The sequence below is a fragment of the Geovibrio thiophilus genome (genome assembly GCF_004087915.1).
GTDB lineage: Bacteria > Chrysiogenota > Deferribacteres > Deferribacterales > Geovibrionaceae > Geovibrio > Geovibrio thiophilus.
This window is the reverse complement of sequence record NZ_CP035108.1, coordinates 2,372,396-2,389,631: the sequence shown is the minus strand read 5'-3', so window position 1 is coordinate 2,389,631 and position 17,236 is coordinate 2,372,396. Positions and strand designations below refer to the sequence as shown.

Sequence of the window (17,236 nt, the reverse complement as noted above, 5' to 3'; positions counted from 1 at the left end):
AATTAATAAAATAAGTTTTCTCATAGTACAATTATAGCATAAATAGCTTATAAGGGAAAGGAACCCCCTCCCTGAAGGGAGGGATAAAAATTAAGGAACCTTTACTCCGAAGTTGTGACACTGATCACAGAACAAAACTGATTGTCCGTGTGACTTATGGCAGTCATTACAGGGGACTGGACCATAGTGGCTTCCGTGAGGATTTATTTCTTCCTCCGGATTTGCGGTTTGCTCCGCGAGAGCTTCATAGCTTCCGTGGCAGTCAAGGCATTTTTCTTCTTCAGGAGCTTTTGCCGGAGCGTCCGTTGAGTGACAGTCCGAACATGAATTTCCGTATTCAGAGAGATGGCGATCCGCCAGCCTGTTTCCTCCTTCGGACGGTGATTGCTGTGCTGATGCAAAAACCGAAAACGCCAATATTAGTGTCAATATAAATAAGGCTGAGATTTTCATTATCCACCTGTAATAAATAGCGTTCAGTCCCTTCCTGAGGCAGGAAGGGACTGGTTATGTAATGATTTGTTGTTACAGAGGTTTTTCATCGGCTGCATTTCTGCCGGCAGCTCGTCCCATTACCACGCATTCAGTAATATTACCGCCGCCTTGGTAAACAAATTTGAGTGCGGATGATATTTCTCCTGCTGTATAAAGGTGAGGTATGACCTTACCTGTCCATTCAAGCACCTGACGTTTCTCATTGCATTTGATTCCGCCTTTTGTGTTGGGACCGCCCGCATAAAGAGGCATTGCATAGTAAGGAGCTTTTTCAACCGGTTTCAGTGTAACTTTGCGGCGTCCGAATTCCTTGTCCTCTCCGGCGGCGCAGGCTTCATTAAATTTCTTAACTGCTGCTTCGAGGTTTTCAGGCACCATCTGCTCTTTATTTTCAGGATGGTTTTTAATCATTTGGGCAAGCTGCTGAAGAGTATCTGCCTTCATGATCCATCCGCGTTTGATTGCGTCCTGATTATCTGCTGTCCACGGCAGAAAATCGTAAGCGGATGTTGATATAGCCATATTAGTCAGAGGACCTGCGTCTATTATCTGCTGATCCATGATCAGCCATGAGGGGCTGTTCGGATAACGGAGAGTATCAATATTGAAACGAACGGCTTCTTTGTAAGAAAAATAACGGCTGGGATCGTCTGTTATTTTTGTTTCAGCGAGGTATCTGTCGCCGAAAGCATTAACCATTATGGAGTGAGGGCGCCCGACAGCGGGAGTAATGATCCCTATTTTCAGACCGTTGTGGCGGACAGGAGGGGCGGCAATCAGGCGGGAGGCTGCTTTGCCGACTTTGGCAAGACCGGCGCCGACTTTCATTGCCATTGATATGCCGTCACCTGTATTTGCTGTAGTACCGTAAAAAGCCCATCCTTCTGTTCCCTGACCTTCAAGGAAAGCTCTGCGCATTTCAAAGTTATACTCATAGCCGCCGCAGGTAAGAATTACTGCTTTTTTTGCTTTGACAGATATGGTTTTGCCTTTCTGGTCTGCCAAAACACCTATTATTTCTCCTTTATTATTCTGAACAAGATCGACTGCCGGAGATTCGTAAAAAACCCTGATTTTGTTTTTACGATCATCAACGCCTTTTTTGAGCAGAGCAAAGAAGGCTTCACCGTATTCTTTCTGCATATAGGGCAGATCTTTTGTTCCTGTCATTGAGCGAGTATAGCCTGAAAAGGAACTGGTATGCACGGAATAACCGCTATCTTTGGCTCCGGGAAAGTCAGGGAAGGACGCGCCCTTGCTCACGAAAGAACCCATTGTCGGCTTGAATGCGGGGTCAATGGACTGAAGCCACGGAATGATGTTTGGAATATAGTCTGCCCAGAGATCTGCCAGACCTTCGGCAACAATCGGATCTTCTTCACTTTCCAGTTTCCATGGCAGATTCTGACCGGAAAACAGCGCAAGAGCATACTGCTTCAATGCCTCACGTTTGTATTCTTTTACAGTGGAATGGAATATCCCTCCTGACATGCGGCTGTTAGGATAGTGTGTTTTTTCGACCTGTTTTTCGAGAATAATTGATGAGGTTCCTGCGTTTGCCGCTTCGATAGCTGCGCAGGCGCCTGCGCCTCCGAATCCCACCACAACTATTTCAGTTTCATAATCCCATTTTTTGGGAACCTGAACGGGAGCTGCGTTTACTGCATCCGGCAGCATTGCTCCGATAGTCGCTGCACCGGCAACTACTGTGGCTTTTTTAATGAAGTTTCTTCTTGAGATAGACATACATGTCCTCCTGTAAATAAACTAATTAATAGGAAGCAAAAGGTGTGCCTAGGTATAAGATGTTTATTATTAGCTATTTATAATATTGGTACAGATTGTTTATTCATAATGCAATTCAGGATGAATACAACTGATGCAAAATGAACCGCAGGGATAATTGATTTTTCAAATAAAATAAAACGAAAACTGCTATTATTTGTTTTTAAAAGAGAACAGGTTCAAAAACGTAATCTGAGTGAGCCGAAGAGGCGAATCTGAAGAAAGTACGGGCGGTTTGTCTGACCGCCCGTGCCTGTGTCATTATTTGAATTCGTATTTAAGTCCGGTCGCTTCGGCGAGTTCGTCCATGCCGGCGCCCATCATGCTGCTGAGCATTATCTGCTGAACGCTCACCGGTTCCTTCGGCATCATGGTTATCACCGCTTCCTTTTTGCCTTCGAGTATAAACTTCTTCATTTCTTCGGCGAGCTGCCTTTCAAAAGGTGATTCGGTTTCGGCTATATCCCGGTCAAGCTCTGCGGCGTATTTCTGTCTGCGTTCCTCAAGGGTGGAGTTGTCGCCTTCCTCCGCGCTGAGAATCAGTTTGTCGGTTGCGCCTCTGTCCCTAAGATTGATGGTCATGCTGTTCAGCTTCAGGTTGGCGAGATCCTCCTGCACTTTCTGAGCGAACTCAGGATCGTTCTGGAGGGTATCGGGGCTGCCTGTATCAAATTTGGCATAGCTTTTTATATCCACACCGCTGAAGGTGAGGTTCATCTTTACGTCAACAAGGTCTCTGAACATAAAATTCAGCTTGCTGTACTGGTATATTTTGTTTTTAAAATCTGCGTCAGTGGCGAGCTGAATGTCGATCACAAGCTCATCTGCGCCGATTCTGCTTTTTATCTCCGGTGAATCAACAGGGAAACGCAGCGCCGTCACATCAATAACGGTTGTTTTAGGTATACCGTCTTCGAGTTTGTATTTTTTTATGTCTATCTCATCAACTTTTATAATCTGTTCGCCGTTGGCAATTATAAGATCCTTTATTTTCGATTTGCGGGTAAGGACATTGAAATTAAGCTGATCCGCTTTGAAATCAAGACCTGCGTCCTCAAGGGAAACCTGCTTCAGGGTTCCGCTCATGGTCACAGGGTTGACGCTGAGCGCCTCATACCTGATTTTTTCACTGAAGCCTGCCGAGGACGCAAATTCATTTATCTCCTCAACAACTTTCTGTTTAAGGAACACTGACGCTCCTATATAAAGGATAATCAGCAGGACTACGGCTGCGGCGGGTATAAGACGTTTTTTATTCATAGTGATCACTAGCTCCGGATATTAATCAGCCTTCTGTTTAGAGGCTGATTATAGTCTATTGATTCACGCGCTAATATCAAGTAGAATAAACACCTGACAGGTCTTTTTTTTGTAAATGTACAAGATCGCCCTTGCGGGTTTGAAAACGCGGGGATAATTTTTTTTTACGGCACTGAACTTTTAAAGCCGATGCTTATCAAAGTAAGCAGGAGGACCAAATGGGAGATGCTCTCGTAGTAGAAAAGGTAATAGGCGGTGACGCGGCGTCGTACGAGCTGCTCATACGCAAGTACCAGTCAAAGCTTTTCAGCACCGTGCTTCACATGGTTAAAAATAGAGAACTTGCTGAAGACATTGTGCAGGAAAGCTTTTTAAGGGCTTTCAGGAAGCTGGACACCCTTAACAACCGCTCCCAGTTTTATCCGTGGATAAAACGCATCGCCCTTAACATGGCGCTGAACCACTTTGAAAAAGAAAAGCGTGTTCTTGATGTGGAGTCGGATGATGACGAATCCAGCTTCTTTGAAAACATAGCCTCAGGCGAAAGCCCCGAAGAGCTTACGCTGAAAGAGGAAATGAAAAGATATGTGCGCATGTTCGTTGACTCCCTGCCCGACAGACTCAGGGTGGTGATCATCCTCCGCGAGGTTGACGACATGAGCTACGAAGAAATAGCGGAGATGCTTAACATCCCGTTGGGAACAGTCAGAAGCAGGCTGTTCAACGCAAGAAATATTATAAAAGAAAGACTCATAAAACAGGGGCTTGCAGATGGACTGTACAAAACATCGTAAATTTTTGTCGGCATACGTCGACGGTGAATGTTCGCAGTTTGAGTCCGCGGCAGTGGAAGCGCACCTTAAAAAATGCGCTCCGTGCAGAAACGAACTTTCGGAACTGTACACATTGGGTTCCATGGTCACGGAAGCTTACTCAAAGACAGAAGAGGTGGATTTCTCTTCCTCAATAATGGCTTCGATTATGGCTGATTCGGGCGAAGCAGTCGTGGAAGTCAGAAAGAGCAGAAAAAAAGTGATCGGCTTCAGCTCGGTTGCCGCCGCTCTGGTGGCAGGGCTTATGGCTTTTGCCGTAATGAATCCGCTGGAAGCCGAGAATGTGGCATCAGGCAACGAAAAACTGGAACGCTACGTATTTGAGCACGTCGCAAGCACATATGACGGCTCTAATGATGAAATCGGAGTAGTCAACTTCGGACAATGACAAAACTTATTTTTTTGCTCCTTCTCATTCCTTTTGTCAGCTATGGCGGCGAGGTGAAGGTCTTCTTCAAAATCGCCGTTGACGAAAGGGCTTATTCAACCTTTCTTCTTGAAAATCTGGGTGCGGGGCACTCCGCTCTGCATGATCTCGCGTCCAGACTCAAGGAAAAACATCTGGAACTGGATAAGGTTCAGAAGGACTTTTACAACATTAAAATCGATTACGGCATGAAGTACAACGGTCATGATGTCGCCCAGTATGACATTGTGCCCATTCTGCCGGACAGGTTCAGACATGTTCTCCTTGTTGACGAGAAGTGGGACCAGATTCTCCGCAGGGAGGTTTACGACCCTGACGGCAAATTGATCTATGCCTACAGCTTTGAAGACAGAGACGGAGAGCTTAAGCCTGCTGTCGAGATGCCTAAGCCTGCCGTGTCAGCCGGAAGGGACGAGTTCCCCGGCTTTAAGCCTGTATTTAAAAAAGAGCTTAAAGACGGAACTATCCAGACGCTGTATTCGGACGGTCTTAACAAGTTCTCCGTTTTTATAAGCAAAGCGGAGGGTGAGGTAAAGGATTCCGCCCGCATTTTATACGGCAATTACGTTTACAGAAAAAAAGTGGGCGAAACCCTCTACACTGTTGTGGGAACCATACCTTTTCCGCAAATGGAAAAGGTTGTAGCCAGACTTGCCTTCAAGGAGGAAAAATAAATGGTAAGAAGAATTACCGCTCTTTTAACAATGCTGATCATTTTTGCCGCCGCTGCGGCTCAGGCGGCTGTTGCTCCTGTCAGCTTTTCCGATGTTGTTAAGAAAACACGCGACGGCGTGGTGAATATATCGACAACCAAAACTGTCACGAGAAAAATGCCTGATATTTTCCATGATGAATTCTTCAGGAAATTTTTCGGCGATCAGTTCAATGCGCCGAACAACGGCGGAAAACCGCAGGAATATAAAACAAACTCCCTCGGTTCGGGCTTCGTTATCGATGCCGCGGGGCTTATCGTCACCAACAATCACGTCATTGACGACGCTGATGAGATAGTAATAAAGCTCAACGATAAGCACGAGTTCAAGGCGACAGTTGTGGGCAAAGACCCGATGACTGACCTTGCTCTCATCAAAATAGATCCTAAAGGCGTGAAGCTTTCACCCATTAAACTGGGTGATTCCAACTCCGCAGAGGTCGGCGACTGGGTTGTTGCCATAGGAAACCCCTTGGGACTTGAGTGGACAGTCACTGCCGGTATAATCAGCGGCAAGGCAAGAGCTCTCGGCAGCGGTCCTTATGATAACTTCATGCAGACAGACGCATCGATCAACCCCGGCAACTCCGGCGGTCCCCTCCTCAATCTTGAGGGTGAGGTGGTGGGTATCAACACCGCCATCATCCCCTCCGGTCAGGGTTTGGGCTTCGCTGTTCCGGTGAATATGCTTAAGGACATTCTGCCCAAGCTGAAAAAAGGCAAAGTGGACAGAGGCTGGCTTGGTGTAACTGTTCAGTCTCTTGACGATAAAATAGCTCAGGGGCTCGGACTTGAAAACGAAGAAGGCGCTCTTATCGCTGATGTTGTTAAGGGAGACCCCGCTGATAAGGCAGGCATCAAAGCCGGTGATGTGGTTGTGGCGATAAACGGCAAGCCGGTTAAGGACAGCCGAGAGCTTATTAACATTGTCGGCGGCTATGAGCCCAACATGGTTGTGAAGCTCACTGTGGTGAGGGATGGCAAGAAACGTGAGATCCCTGTTAAGCTGGGACTGAGAAAAGATGACAACAGCACCAGTGTTTCACCTGCTGAGCCCGACATTTCAAAACCCATAGCGGTTAAAGAGCTGGACGCGGCGACAGCGAAGAAATTCGGTGTGGAGGGCGGAGTGATTGTGACATCGATCGATGAAACCACAAACGCCTTTAACGCAGGACTGAGAAGCGGCGATATAATCCTCTGGATAAACAGGCAATCCGTTAAATCCGCCGAGGATTTCTACGCCAAGTATGACAAAATAAAAGCCGGAGACGTGGTCTTCCTAAAGGTTGTCAGCAGAGGCAGCGGAAGATTTATCGCCTTCGATAAATAAGGCACGGACATACTCACTGAACTATACAAGGCGGGGCAGAGTGCTCCGCCTTTTTTTATGGTCTCAAACCGCACATCCTGTCAGTTTGATGTACACGCTTGCGGCGGGATGAACCCGCCTTCGCTTCGCACGGCGCAACTCCGTCCTTGGAGTTGTTTACGCCATTTAGGGTACACCCTTCAATCTCCTTTATCCCGTTAATTAATTATATGTTTGAAAAACTCCGCGTACGCCGTTATAATGAAGGGTTAATACATTACGGAGGACAATATGCCATCTTTCGACGTGGTCAGCGAGGTTGACGGTCAGGAACTGGACAATGCTGTAAATATTCTTAAGAAAGAGATCGAGAACAGATACGATTTCAAGGGTTCCAACACAACTGTTGAGCTTAATAAAAAAGACAAAAAAATCCACATGATCACCAATGACGACATGAAGATCAGATCTCTTCGGGAGATGCTGATCGGGGCGCTTATCAAACGCTCCATAGACCCCGACTGCCTTGACTTCAAGGAACCCGAGCCCACCGGAAACAGGCAGTTCAAAAGAGATGTTATTGTGAAGGAAGGACTGGACAAGGAAGTGAGCAAGAAGATCGTGAAAATGATCAAGGATTCCAAGCTGAAGGTTCAGGCTTCCATCATGGACGACAAGGTAAGGGTTCAGGGCAAGAAGATAGACGACCTTCAGGAGGTCATACAGTTCCTCAAAACCGCCGATGCGGGCATACCTCTTCAGTATGTCAATATGAAGAGCTAACACCTGTGAAAGAACTGTTTGACGGTGTAGTACGCTTTCGTGACGAAGATTACGCAGATCACAGGGAGCTTTTTGAAAACCTCGGTGACAAGCAGGACCCGCATACACTTTTTGTAGGCTGTTCGGATTCACGGGTGGTGCCCAATCTCATCACCCGCACAATGCCCGGAGAGCTTTTTGTTGTGCGCAATATAGCCAACATGGTTCCGCCCTACAGGGAAACATCGGACTACGTCGCTACCACAAGCGCCGTTGAGTATGCCGTTAACATACTGAATGTTAAGAATATTATTATCTGCGGTCACTCCAATTGCGGCGGGTGTTCCGCCCTTTATCAGTCTGAGGAATCTCTGGCAAATGTGCCGAAGGTTAAAAAATGGCTGGAACTGGCATCGCCCGTTAAGAAAAAGGCTATGGAAATCTGCGGAGACGATGCCGGCAAAAGAGAGTGGGTGACCGAACAGGTGAATATCATCCAGCAGGTGCGCAACCTGCTCACTTATCCTTATATCAAAGAGAGGGTGAACAAGAGTGAGCTGATTCTTTACGGCTGGTATTACATTATCGCCACAGGCGAAGTTTACAACTATAACTTTGATACGGGTTATTTTGATTTGATAGGGAATGAGCAGTAGAACCGCCGGTCTTTATGCGGGGCTGGCATCATATATTTTCTGGGGGCTGAGCCCCGTTTACTGGAAGCTTCTTGATCAGGCATCCGGTCTTGAAGTGCTTGCGCACCGCCTTGTATGGTCTTTTTTCTTCCTTCTTGCGGTAATCCTTGTTCAGGGACGCGGCGGCGAAGTAATCAACGCATTCAGAGATAAAAAAACCGCTGTTCTTTTGTTTTTTTCATCCGTCGCTATCAGCATAAACTGGGGTGTTTTCATAATCTCCGTGAATACGGGGCACATACTTCAGGCAAGCCTTGGCTACTACATGAACCCCTTTGTGAGCATGGTTTTCGGCATACTCATCTTTAAGGAAAGGCTCAGCAGGCTCCAGATATTCGCTGTGATACTCGCAGCGGCGGGTGTGCTTATTTACGCCTCGGGTCTTAAGGGCTTTCCGTGGGCTTCCATCAGTCTTGCCATCAGCTTCGCCGCTTACGGAGCGCTCAGAAAGCATGTGCGGGTTCTGCCCGTTCCCGGGCTGCTGGCTGAAACCGTTATCATGCTTCCGTTCGCCCTAGGCTATTTGGCGTATGTCGAATACTCCGGCTCAGGCAATTTCGGTCATTATTCATACACGTATGATTTTCTGTTTATCCTTTCGGGGCTTGTGACATCTGCTCCGCTTCTGGGGTTCGCCTTCGCAGTGAAAAGGCTGAAGCTGATAACTGTCGGAATACTCCAGTTTACTGTGCCGACGCTCCATTTTCTGCTAGGGGTATTTACATATTCCGAACCGTTTACGCCAGTGCACGCCGCAACCTTCGGTCTGATTTGGCTGTGTGTCGGACTGTTCATCTCGGATGCGGTTAAAAACGCAAAAAAATCTTAAAAGCCCCATGGTTGAACTGTATCCTATAATTTAGACAGATAAAAAAGCCCATTAGCGAGTAGCTAACGGGCTTTTTTTTGATAAACTAAATTAAAGGATACAGTTCATGGAAGGGACTTCGCATTAAAGTTTTACAGCTTAAACTGTTAAGGTTTTCTCAAACTCTTTCCAAAGAAACCAAATTTTTCAGAAGATGTACTTTTTTATTTTTTCAGAAATGCGATCAGTTTGTCAAAGTCCGGGCTGGAAGTAACTTCCGGCACGTATTCCGCATAGGTCACGACATTATTCTCATCCACGACGAAAACCGCTCTGGCAAGGAGTCTGAGTTCTTTTATAAGCACTCCGTAAGCTGTTCCGAATGCTGCCTCCCTGTGGTCGCTGGCGGCGACTGCGTTCTCTATGCCTGCGGTGGTGCAGAACCGCTTTATGGCAAAGGGGAGATCCATGCTGACGTTGATGACGGCGTATTCGTCGCCCATTGAGGCTATTTCGCTGTTAAACCTGCGGAGCTGAAGATCGCACACTGCTGTGTCCAGCGAGGGAGTGACACTTATGACTTTTATTTTTCCTTTATAAGTGTCAAGACCCACAGGCTGCATGCCGCCGTCCAGCACAGTGAACATCGGCGCCTTGTCGCCGATCTTGATTTCGCTTCCGATGAGTGTTACAGGGTTTCCTTTCATAGTTACGGTTCTTGTTTTGTCCATCAATTCCTCCGTTTCTGACTGAAGTGCACTGTCATGCCGCTTAATACTATGAACAGTATACCACATATTCCCATAAAATCAGGTAATTTATCGCCTGCCATCACCCCCGCAACGGAGGCGAAAAGAAGACCCGAATAACTCACTGACGCGGCGACGGAGGCTCTGGCTAGGGAATACGCCTTGGTGAGAAAATACTGTGAGACGGTAGCGAGTATTCCCACCATTACAATGCAGTACCATTCATAAGCGCCGGAAGGCATTCTGTGGAAAAGTCCCCTGAGAGCATCGTTCCCCAGCGGGGTATAATATACAGCGGCATAGACCATCGGCGGACCTATGACCCCCGCCGTGGCAAATGAGGCAACGATCGCTCGGGGTGAATAATACTCCCGAAGATTGCGCACGGTGGTGTAGGCAGCCGCAGCGAAAAGCCCGCTGAGGAGTGCGCTGAGACTCCCTGCGTTCACCCCGCCGGATTCAGGGTGCATGAGCATCACAACCCCGACGAAGCCAGTTAGGAGCCCGACCCATATCATAATTCCCTGCTTCTCCTTCAGGATGAAAAAGGCGAGAAGAGCTGTGAATATCGGATCGATTTTAGTGAGTGTAGCCGCCGTTCCAAGAGGGAGCACGCTTATGGAGTAAAAATAGAAGAACAGCGCGAGGAAGCCGAATACCCCGCGCATGGCAAGCATTACAGGTTTGCCCCCCTTGGCTCCGGACGGACGGGCGATAATCATGGGAACTATTATGACCAGCCCTATAAGGTTGCGAAAAAAAACAATCTCACCCGTGCCGAGTGTCTGTCCGAGTACTTTGACATAATACCCCATGGAGGCAAAAAAAGCCGAAGCCAGAAGCATATAAATTATGCCCGCCTTCTCCGCGGGCTGAAAATTTTCATCCATTGATGTTCAGTACAACTTCCCGCTGAAACGGTCAACAGGAAGATTTGACGTGTTTAATTTTTAAAGCTTATGCTTAAAACCAATATTTTTAATGATAAATTTTCTTTGATGTTAAAATGAACCATGTTATATTATAAAAAATATCAGCTCAAACAATATATTCAGGCATAATTAAGGAGACAGCTCATGGTGGAAGTATCTGTTGAAGAAAACAGTGTTAATATAAAAGGGAATATCAAAAGCATAGACGACTACCTCGCGGTCAAAAAATCCCTTCAGGATCTCACTGATTCCGGCTGCCGCAGTATTGAGGTATGCTTCACGGATTCCGTCTCCATTACATCATCCATAATCGGTTTTATGCTTAAGCTGATCAATGTTGATAAAATCGATCTCAGAGTATCCGCCGGAGATAAAAAGCTTGTCTCCCTTCTGGAAGAGCTCGAACTCAGCAGGATATTCCAAGTCCGCGAGCTCTGAGCCGCGCTCCCTCCGTAAAAGCCGCTGCCTTTAATGTGTTGCCGACATACCTCTGAGGTAGTATAATATTACTAAATAAACCGATTTAAAACACGGACGGAAATTTTGCCGTTTACAAACCCGGAAGGATCGCATGAAGGATATATCCGTACTGATAGTCGAAGATGATCCGGCTGTTGCCGGAGCTCTGGAACTCAGGATGAAACGCACTTTCAGCAGAGTGTTCAGCGCCTCTGACGGAAGAAAGGGGCTCGAAACGGCGGTTGCGGAAAAACCGGACGTTATCCTTACCGATCTGCGCATGCCTCACATGGAAGGGCTTGATATGATAGCTGAAATCCGAAAAACCCTTCCCGATGTTCACGTGATAATACTCACCGCGTCCAGCGACAGGTTTGACCGGAAAAGAGCTGAGGAGCTCGGGGTGGAGGGTTATTTCACCAAACCCTTGATGGTTAACGAACTCATCAGCAAAATTCAGGAGCTGGTGTAGCATGAAGGGAGCATATGCTCTTTTTCTTTTCCTTCTTCTTTTCGCTTTACCTGCCCGCGGCATTGAACAGACGTTTTACACTGTTTCAGAATATATGCTGAAACACCCTGAACAGGCGTGGAAGTTTGATCATTTTGCAGACATTGTGCGTAATCCGCCTGTACCCCTCAAGACTGTGAACTCAAAACCTGTGAAGATAGCCGTAGTTTATCCGGCGCTTCAGTCTTCGGACTACTGGCGGCGCAGCGTTAAGGCTCTGGAAAAGAGGCTTGCGGATCTTAATGTGAGCTACACGCTTCAGACTTATTACAGCAGACCTTCCGGAGATACCCGGCTTCAAGTCTCTCAGCTTGCTGAGGCGGCGGAAAAGTCTGATTTTATAATAGTTTCCGCTGACTCCGCGCAGATGCGTAAAGCTGTGGGCAGGCTGCTTTTTGAGGGGAAGCATAAAATAATAGTGCAGAACCTGACAACCCCTCTTAAGGAGTGGGAAGTCCGCCGACCTCTGCTTTACACTGGGTTTGACCATATAACCGGTTCAGAGATTCTGGCGGATGCCATCGCTTCCGTGACTGAGAACAATTCGTCATATGCTGTCCTCAACTGCTCCGGCGGTGAGGTGGGCTGGCTGAGAACCAAAGGCTTCACGGAAAGGCTTGCCATTCATGGACAATATGTTAAAAAAGCTGAGTATATCACCGATTTTGATAAAGAAAAATCACGCAGCGCAGCAAAAGAGATAATCAGAAGGTATCCTGAGGTCAGCTTTATTTTCGCCTGCTCCACGGATGTAGCTCTCGGAGCCGCAGATGCGCTGAGGGAGCTTCACGCAGGGAAAATTATTCTCAACGGATGGGGCGGCGGGAACACAGAACTCAGTCACATCTCAGAAAAAGAGCTTGACCTGACGGTTATGCGGATGAATGATGACAGCAGCGTAGCTGCGGCTGAGGCGGTAAAGCTGGTTATCGCAGGCAGGGAGAAGGATGTGCCCGCAGTGTTTTCCGGCGGTTTCAGCCTTGTGACTTCGCAGGACAGTGAACACAGGATAAAAGAACTAAAAATGAAAGCGTTCAGGTATTCGGGTGAAAATGAATAGGGTAAAGTCCGTTAAAATATCCTCCTTTCTGGCGCTGCTTCTGACCTGCTTCTCGGTGGTGCTTTCCGTTGTTATTCTCCTGTGGAGCAGTCTGGACGCTGAGGATATAATAAAACGTGAGCAGAAAAGGCTTCTTAAAAGAAACCATGACACTGCCGCTATGGTTTTTGAGAAGGAGCTGGAGCATCTCGGGTGGGTTACCCGGGATCTCAGGGTTAATATCAGACAGCTTCTTGAAAAAAACGCCGATACAGCATCCGAAGATTTCAAAACGGGTTTTGCATCCATTTATGATCTGAGTGCCGGTGAAAACCTTGATGTGATGGTTTTTATCTCATTTGACGGCACAAGGGTCACGGATGTGGGTTCCCTGTTTTTTGATACATCGCCAATCATAAATTTTCTCAAAGACAGCGGTCAGTCCGTTACGGCGTCCGGTTCCGTTTATTCGATAAAAGACGGGGGCTCGGCTGTGCCGCTGAACCTTATACTGGGTTATACGCCTGTCAACCACCCGCAGACCGGTGAGGTCCTCGGCAGAGCCTATATAGGCAGAATAATAAACGGCGCGCCGGATATTATAAGAGAAGCAGCGGCGGAAACCGGTTCCGGTATTGCCTTTGTATCCGGCGGAAAAATGATTTCCTCCTCAGACGGGTTTGAGATGAGCAGCTTCGCTCCCGAAGCTTGTGCGTCTTCCGGCAGAATTTTCAATATAAAAGACGGTTACTCCGCATACTGTCTGCCTCTTGAGATCAAAGGAGCCGAAACGCCGCTGATGATTTATCAGCTCACGGACAATCAGTCTCTGGCTCTCATGAAGAAACAGATAACAGGCAGGGCTGCTGCTGCTGTGCTGCTGATAATCATAATGACAGCTGCCTCTGTTTACGGCTTCCGCAGACTGACGGCACGTTCTCTTCATTATCTCATCGACTATACTCACCGGATCAGCGCTTCCGGCGGAACGGACGAGTTTGTGCCCACTCCCGTTGAAGAGTTCAACAGGCTGGGCGACGCGGTTTCCTCCATGAACAGGGAGCTTAGGGAAACTCAGGCGTACCTGAGCAACTTTCTCGGCTTTGCCAAGGTTCCTCTCATCGCTTGGGATACAGAGAACAGAATCGTGATCTTCAACAAGTCCATGGAAGAGCTTTCCGGTATTGATGAAGCTCAGGCTCTGGGGGAGAATCTGGAAATAATCTTCGCCTGCCTTACCGGGGACAGGCTGAAAGAACTCCTTCTGAAAGCGGCGGGAAGTTCCGACACATTGTCAAACTTTGAATCCATGGTGAAAAACGTTAAAAGCGGCGAGATGAAGTATATTCTCTGGAACATGTCCATTGCGGGAACAGCTGAGAAAAGCTTCGGCGTGGTTCTTCAGGGCATAGATATAACCGACAGAAAATCATCGGAGGAGAAGCTTCTGCTTGCCTCCAAGGTGTTTGAGAACACAATAGAGGCGATTTACATAACCAACACAAGAGGAGTAATCCTCAGCGTCAACAAGGCTTTTCTCCGTATAACCGGTTTTACCGAGGAGGAGGCTATCGGAAATAAAACCAGTATTCTCCGCTCCGGCAGGCACGCCAACCATTTTTACAAGGGTCTGTGGAACTCGCTTAAGGAGACCGGCACATGGCAGGGAGAAATCTGGAACAGGCGCAAAAACGGCGAGCTTTATCCGGCTACTGTGAATATTTCAAGCATTCGTGATTCCGGCGGGAACATATCGCACTTCATAGGGGTTATGCACGATATTACCGAGCGGAAGAAATACGAAGAGCAGATAAAATATCAGTCACACTATGATCCTCTGACGAATCTGCCCAACCGCTACCTTTTTCAGGACAGGCTGAGCATGGCTATATCAAGGGCGAAGAAAAATCATAACTACGTTGGGCTTATCTCCATAGACATAGACAGGTTCAAAAACGTGAACGATACCCTCGGTCACAATGTGGGCGATATACTGCTTCAGAAAATAGCTGACCGTATAGTGGGTACAGTAGGCGAAAGCATTACGGTGAGCCGCCTCGGAGGAGACGAGTACACTGTGATAATTGAAGACCTGTCAGATAAGAACAGAGCCGTTACAGTCGCTTACAACGTCATAAAGCAGCTTGAAAAACCTTTTCAGGTGGATGACTACGAGCTCTTTCTGAAATGCAGCGCGGGTCTCAGTTTTTATCCGGACGACGGAGACGATGTCTTTACTGTCGCAAAGAACGCTGACGCCGCTATGTACCGTGCCAAATCAAAGGGGCGCGGCATGCTCCAGATCTATACCACCGACTTTAACGACACAGCCAAAGACAGGCTTCTGATAGAAACAAAGCTGAACCGGGCTCTTGATAACGGAGAGTTTGAGGTCTACTACCAGCCCAAAATAAATCTTCAGACCCTTGAGCTTGTGGGGATGGAAGCCCTGATCCGCTGGAATAACCCTGATCTGGGAAGGGTTTTCCCTGATATGTTCATCCCGATCACTGAGGAAACAGGCTTGATTGTCTCCATAGGTCAGTGGGTTCTGAAAAAATCCTGCGAAGACCTTATGAGGTGGCGGGCTATGGGATATGATCTTAAGGTAGCGGTGAATCTTTCCTTGAAGCAGTTCATTCAGAAAGACCTGTATATGTCTGTTAAAAATGTGCTTTCAGAAACAGGTATGGAGCCTAAGCACCTAGAGCTTGAAATAACCGAAAGCACGATCATGGTGGACACTGAAAATACGCGGGATATTCTCGACAAGCTCAGCTCACTGGGGATAACCTTCGCTATTGATGACTTCGGTACAGGATTCAGCTCCATTGGCTATCTCACAAGGATACCTATAGATACCATCAAGATAGACAAATCTTTCACCCAAGGCATCGACACCAGCGAGGACTCGCTTTCAATAGTGCGCTCGGTCATACAGCTTTCAAGGAACTTAGGTATTGAAGTGGTGGCGGAAGGCGTGGAAAATGAAACGCATCTCCGGCTTCTGCGTGAGCTTGAATGCGATCTCGCGCAGGGGTACTATTTCAGCAAACCCGTGCCCGCCGCAGAGTTTGAAAAGCTGCTTGCAGGATGGAAGGACAGCTTCGCTCTGGAAATAAAATCAGCTAAGTAGGCTTTTACGGCTTTGATGGTCCTGCCATTCCGAAGCCCTGTGTGGTTCTGATGCCTATGCCTGATTCCACCAGAAGAGAGAGATCGTCCGGATGTCCGGCAAGCTCAAATGTGCCGGTTATCCCTGTGAGCATCATCAGTGACTTACCGGTTTTCTCCCTGAACTTGTCCAGTGTATGCTTGATAACTGTTTTGCGCAGCCTGACCGATTTGAAAACTATCGGCTCCTGCGGATATTTTCCTGTCATGCCGAAAATACGCATGGATGAAATCTCCGCCAGCCTGTCGGAATATTCCTTTTCAGAGACCTCAAGCTCGCAGTAGCCGTCCTCCACAGGCGGGATTATCGGCTTTTTTGAATTAAGAGATTCAAGGAGAACCGGCGAGTGGGTATGGAGAGTGACGCATGAGCCTTCTATGGTGAAAGGCTTGTTGAGAAGTTTTGAGTTTTCGAGCATATATGTGAGCTTTTTCCCGCCGACAAGGATCTGCCCGCCGCGGGAGAAGTCTATATCCTTCTTTTTTTCAAATCCGTGCTGTACAGCCTGAAGAAACTTTTCATACGGGCTGCTTATGTACAGCGTGATAAACTTGTTTTCGGGAATGTGGAAAACAGTGTCGAACACTTCAAAACTGTTGTCAAAAACGATTGGTTCTTTTTTAAACCTGTCTCTGGAAAACGCGAGATTAAAAGTAAAAAATTTAAAACTCTTATCGGTAAGTCCCATCCCAAGGGACTCGTAGCCTGTTTCTGCTGCTGATTTTATAATCTCAGCTATTCTGTTTCTGAAAATGACCGGTACTTCAGTTGCGGTAAGAGTAAGTTTCAAAAGCATCGTGGAAGTCTCCTGTCAAAAGAAAATTCACAGTTAAGTATGTGTACTCTTTTATGTTAACACAAAGATAATGAAAGAACAATCCCTACAGAACCTTATATTTCAAATAATATTAACGAAATTTATGAAATGACAATAAAAAAAATCGATACAGCCAAAAAAAAACATGCGGAAAATGATTATTAGATTCACAAATATGCTTTTATATAAGTATTATAATCCTTATTGGCATAACCAAGGGTACTTTTAATTACAGATTAAGCCGCCCTTAACTCCTTCATGTAAGGGTTGGCGTGAATACACACCCTGTTTCGGCACTATTTTTTTCATGGGGTTTGCTTTGTCTCTCAGTTACAGTTTTTGTGAATTACGGCAAGCCTAAGAATGTTAAACGGTATAACGGGCTTTCACTGACGTCTGTGCACAGAAACAGTTTTTGTATGCCCTTTCCACAGAGGGTTTCAGAGTGATAAAAAATAGTTGTTA

General features: G+C 47.0%; 17 protein-coding genes. 11 read left to right on the top strand and 6 right to left on the bottom strand.

Annotated elements, in window-relative coordinates; translation table 11 throughout:
• Positions 1-90: 90 nt before the first annotated feature.
• The 3 genes from EP073_RS14150 to EP073_RS11075 form a co-directional block, all read right to left on the bottom strand.
• A complete protein-coding gene (locus EP073_RS14150; protein WP_128467213.1) occupies positions 91-453 on the bottom strand; it encodes a cytochrome c3 family protein in 363 nt (120 codons plus the stop codon).
• A 72-nt stretch (positions 454-525) separates the two neighbouring features.
• A complete protein-coding gene (locus EP073_RS11080) occupies positions 526-2,241 on the bottom strand; it encodes an FAD-binding protein (protein ID WP_128467212.1) in 1,716 nt (571 codons plus the stop codon).
• Between the two features lie 300 nt (positions 2,242-2,541).
• On the bottom strand, positions 2,542-3,540 hold the full coding sequence (locus EP073_RS11075) for a hypothetical protein (RefSeq protein ID WP_128467211.1): 999 nt from the start codon (positions 3,538-3,540) through the stop codon (positions 2,542-2,544).
• A 218-nt stretch (positions 3,541-3,758) separates the two neighbouring features.
• On the opposite strand from EP073_RS11075, the gene EP073_RS11070 reads away from it, so the two are divergent.
• From EP073_RS11070 to rarD, 7 genes are all read left to right on the top strand, one after another.
• The gene (locus EP073_RS11070) at positions 3,759-4,334 is read left to right on the top strand and encodes a sigma-70 family RNA polymerase sigma factor (RefSeq protein WP_128467210.1); all 576 of its coding nucleotides are present in this window, start codon (positions 3,759-3,761) and stop codon (positions 4,332-4,334) included.
• Complete coding sequence (locus tag EP073_RS11065; protein ID WP_128467209.1) at positions 4,312-4,761, top strand: zf-HC2 domain-containing protein; 450 nt, start codon at positions 4,312-4,314, stop codon at positions 4,759-4,761. Before EP073_RS11070 ends, EP073_RS11065 begins: the two co-directional genes overlap by 23 nt.
• Positions 4,758-5,474, top strand: coding sequence for a MucB/RseB C-terminal domain-containing protein (locus EP073_RS11060; RefSeq protein WP_128467208.1), 717 nt, complete (start codon positions 4,758-4,760; stop codon positions 5,472-5,474). The genes EP073_RS11065 and EP073_RS11060 overlap by 4 nt, the downstream gene beginning before the upstream one ends.
• Positions 5,475-6,845 (top strand): DegQ family serine endoprotease, encoded by a 1,371-nt coding sequence (locus EP073_RS11055; protein WP_128467207.1) that lies wholly within the window; start codon positions 5,475-5,477, stop codon positions 6,843-6,845. It begins immediately after the preceding gene.
• Positions 6,846-7,115: 270 nt separating this feature from the next.
• Positions 7,116-7,607 (top strand): YajQ family cyclic di-GMP-binding protein, encoded by a 492-nt coding sequence (locus tag EP073_RS11050; protein WP_128467206.1) that lies wholly within the window; start codon positions 7,116-7,118, stop codon positions 7,605-7,607.
• A 5-nt stretch (positions 7,608-7,612) separates the two neighbouring features.
• Positions 7,613-8,242 (top strand): carbonic anhydrase, encoded by a 630-nt coding sequence (locus EP073_RS11045; protein WP_128467205.1) that lies wholly within the window; start codon positions 7,613-7,615, stop codon positions 8,240-8,242.
• Positions 8,232-9,110, top strand: a complete 879-nt coding sequence (rarD, locus tag EP073_RS11040) for an EamA family transporter RarD (protein WP_128467204.1) — start codon at positions 8,232-8,234, stop codon at positions 9,108-9,110. Before EP073_RS11045 ends, rarD begins: the two co-directional genes overlap by 11 nt.
• A 203-nt stretch (positions 9,111-9,313) precedes the next feature.
• Here the strand turns inward: rarD and tpx are convergent, their stop codons facing one another.
• Together tpx and EP073_RS11030 are read right to left on the bottom strand one after the other, a co-directional pair.
• The gene (gene tpx, locus EP073_RS11035) at positions 9,314-9,820 is read right to left on the bottom strand and encodes a thiol peroxidase (RefSeq protein ID WP_128467203.1); all 507 of its coding nucleotides are present in this window, start codon (positions 9,818-9,820) and stop codon (positions 9,314-9,316) included.
• A complete protein-coding gene (locus EP073_RS11030; protein ID WP_128467202.1) occupies positions 9,820-10,728 on the bottom strand; it encodes a DMT family transporter in 909 nt (302 codons plus the stop codon). Before EP073_RS11030 ends, tpx begins: the two co-directional genes overlap by 1 nt.
• A gap of 186 nt (positions 10,729-10,914) precedes the next feature.
• Here EP073_RS11030 and EP073_RS11025 point away from each other — a divergent pair, with 186 nt between their 5' ends.
• The 4 genes from EP073_RS11025 (at position 10,915) to EP073_RS11010 (ending at position 15,915) form a co-directional block, all read left to right on the top strand.
• Entirely contained in the window at positions 10,915-11,208 is a 294-nt protein-coding gene (locus tag EP073_RS11025; RefSeq protein WP_128467201.1) for a hypothetical protein, read from the top strand.
• A 133-nt stretch (positions 11,209-11,341) separates the two neighbouring features.
• A complete protein-coding gene (locus tag EP073_RS11020) occupies positions 11,342-11,701 on the top strand; it encodes a response regulator (protein WP_128467200.1) in 360 nt (119 codons plus the stop codon).
• Between the two features lies 1 nt (position 11,702).
• Complete coding sequence (locus EP073_RS11015) at positions 11,703-12,800, top strand: substrate-binding domain-containing protein (protein WP_128467199.1); 1,098 nt, start codon at positions 11,703-11,705, stop codon at positions 12,798-12,800.
• Positions 12,793-15,915 carry an EAL domain-containing protein gene (locus EP073_RS11010; RefSeq protein ID WP_128467198.1) on the top strand — a complete coding sequence of 1,041 codons (3,123 nt, stop codon included), beginning with the start codon at positions 12,793-12,795 and terminating at the stop codon, positions 15,913-15,915. Before EP073_RS11015 ends, EP073_RS11010 begins: the two co-directional genes overlap by 8 nt.
• A gap of 4 nt (positions 15,916-15,919) precedes the next feature.
• On the opposite strand, the gene cas6 is transcribed toward EP073_RS11010, so the two are convergent.
• Positions 15,920-16,750, bottom strand: a complete 831-nt coding sequence (gene cas6 / locus EP073_RS11005) for a CRISPR-associated endoribonuclease Cas6 (RefSeq protein ID WP_128467197.1) — start codon at positions 16,748-16,750, stop codon at positions 15,920-15,922.
• Positions 16,751-17,236 lie beyond the last annotated feature (486 nt).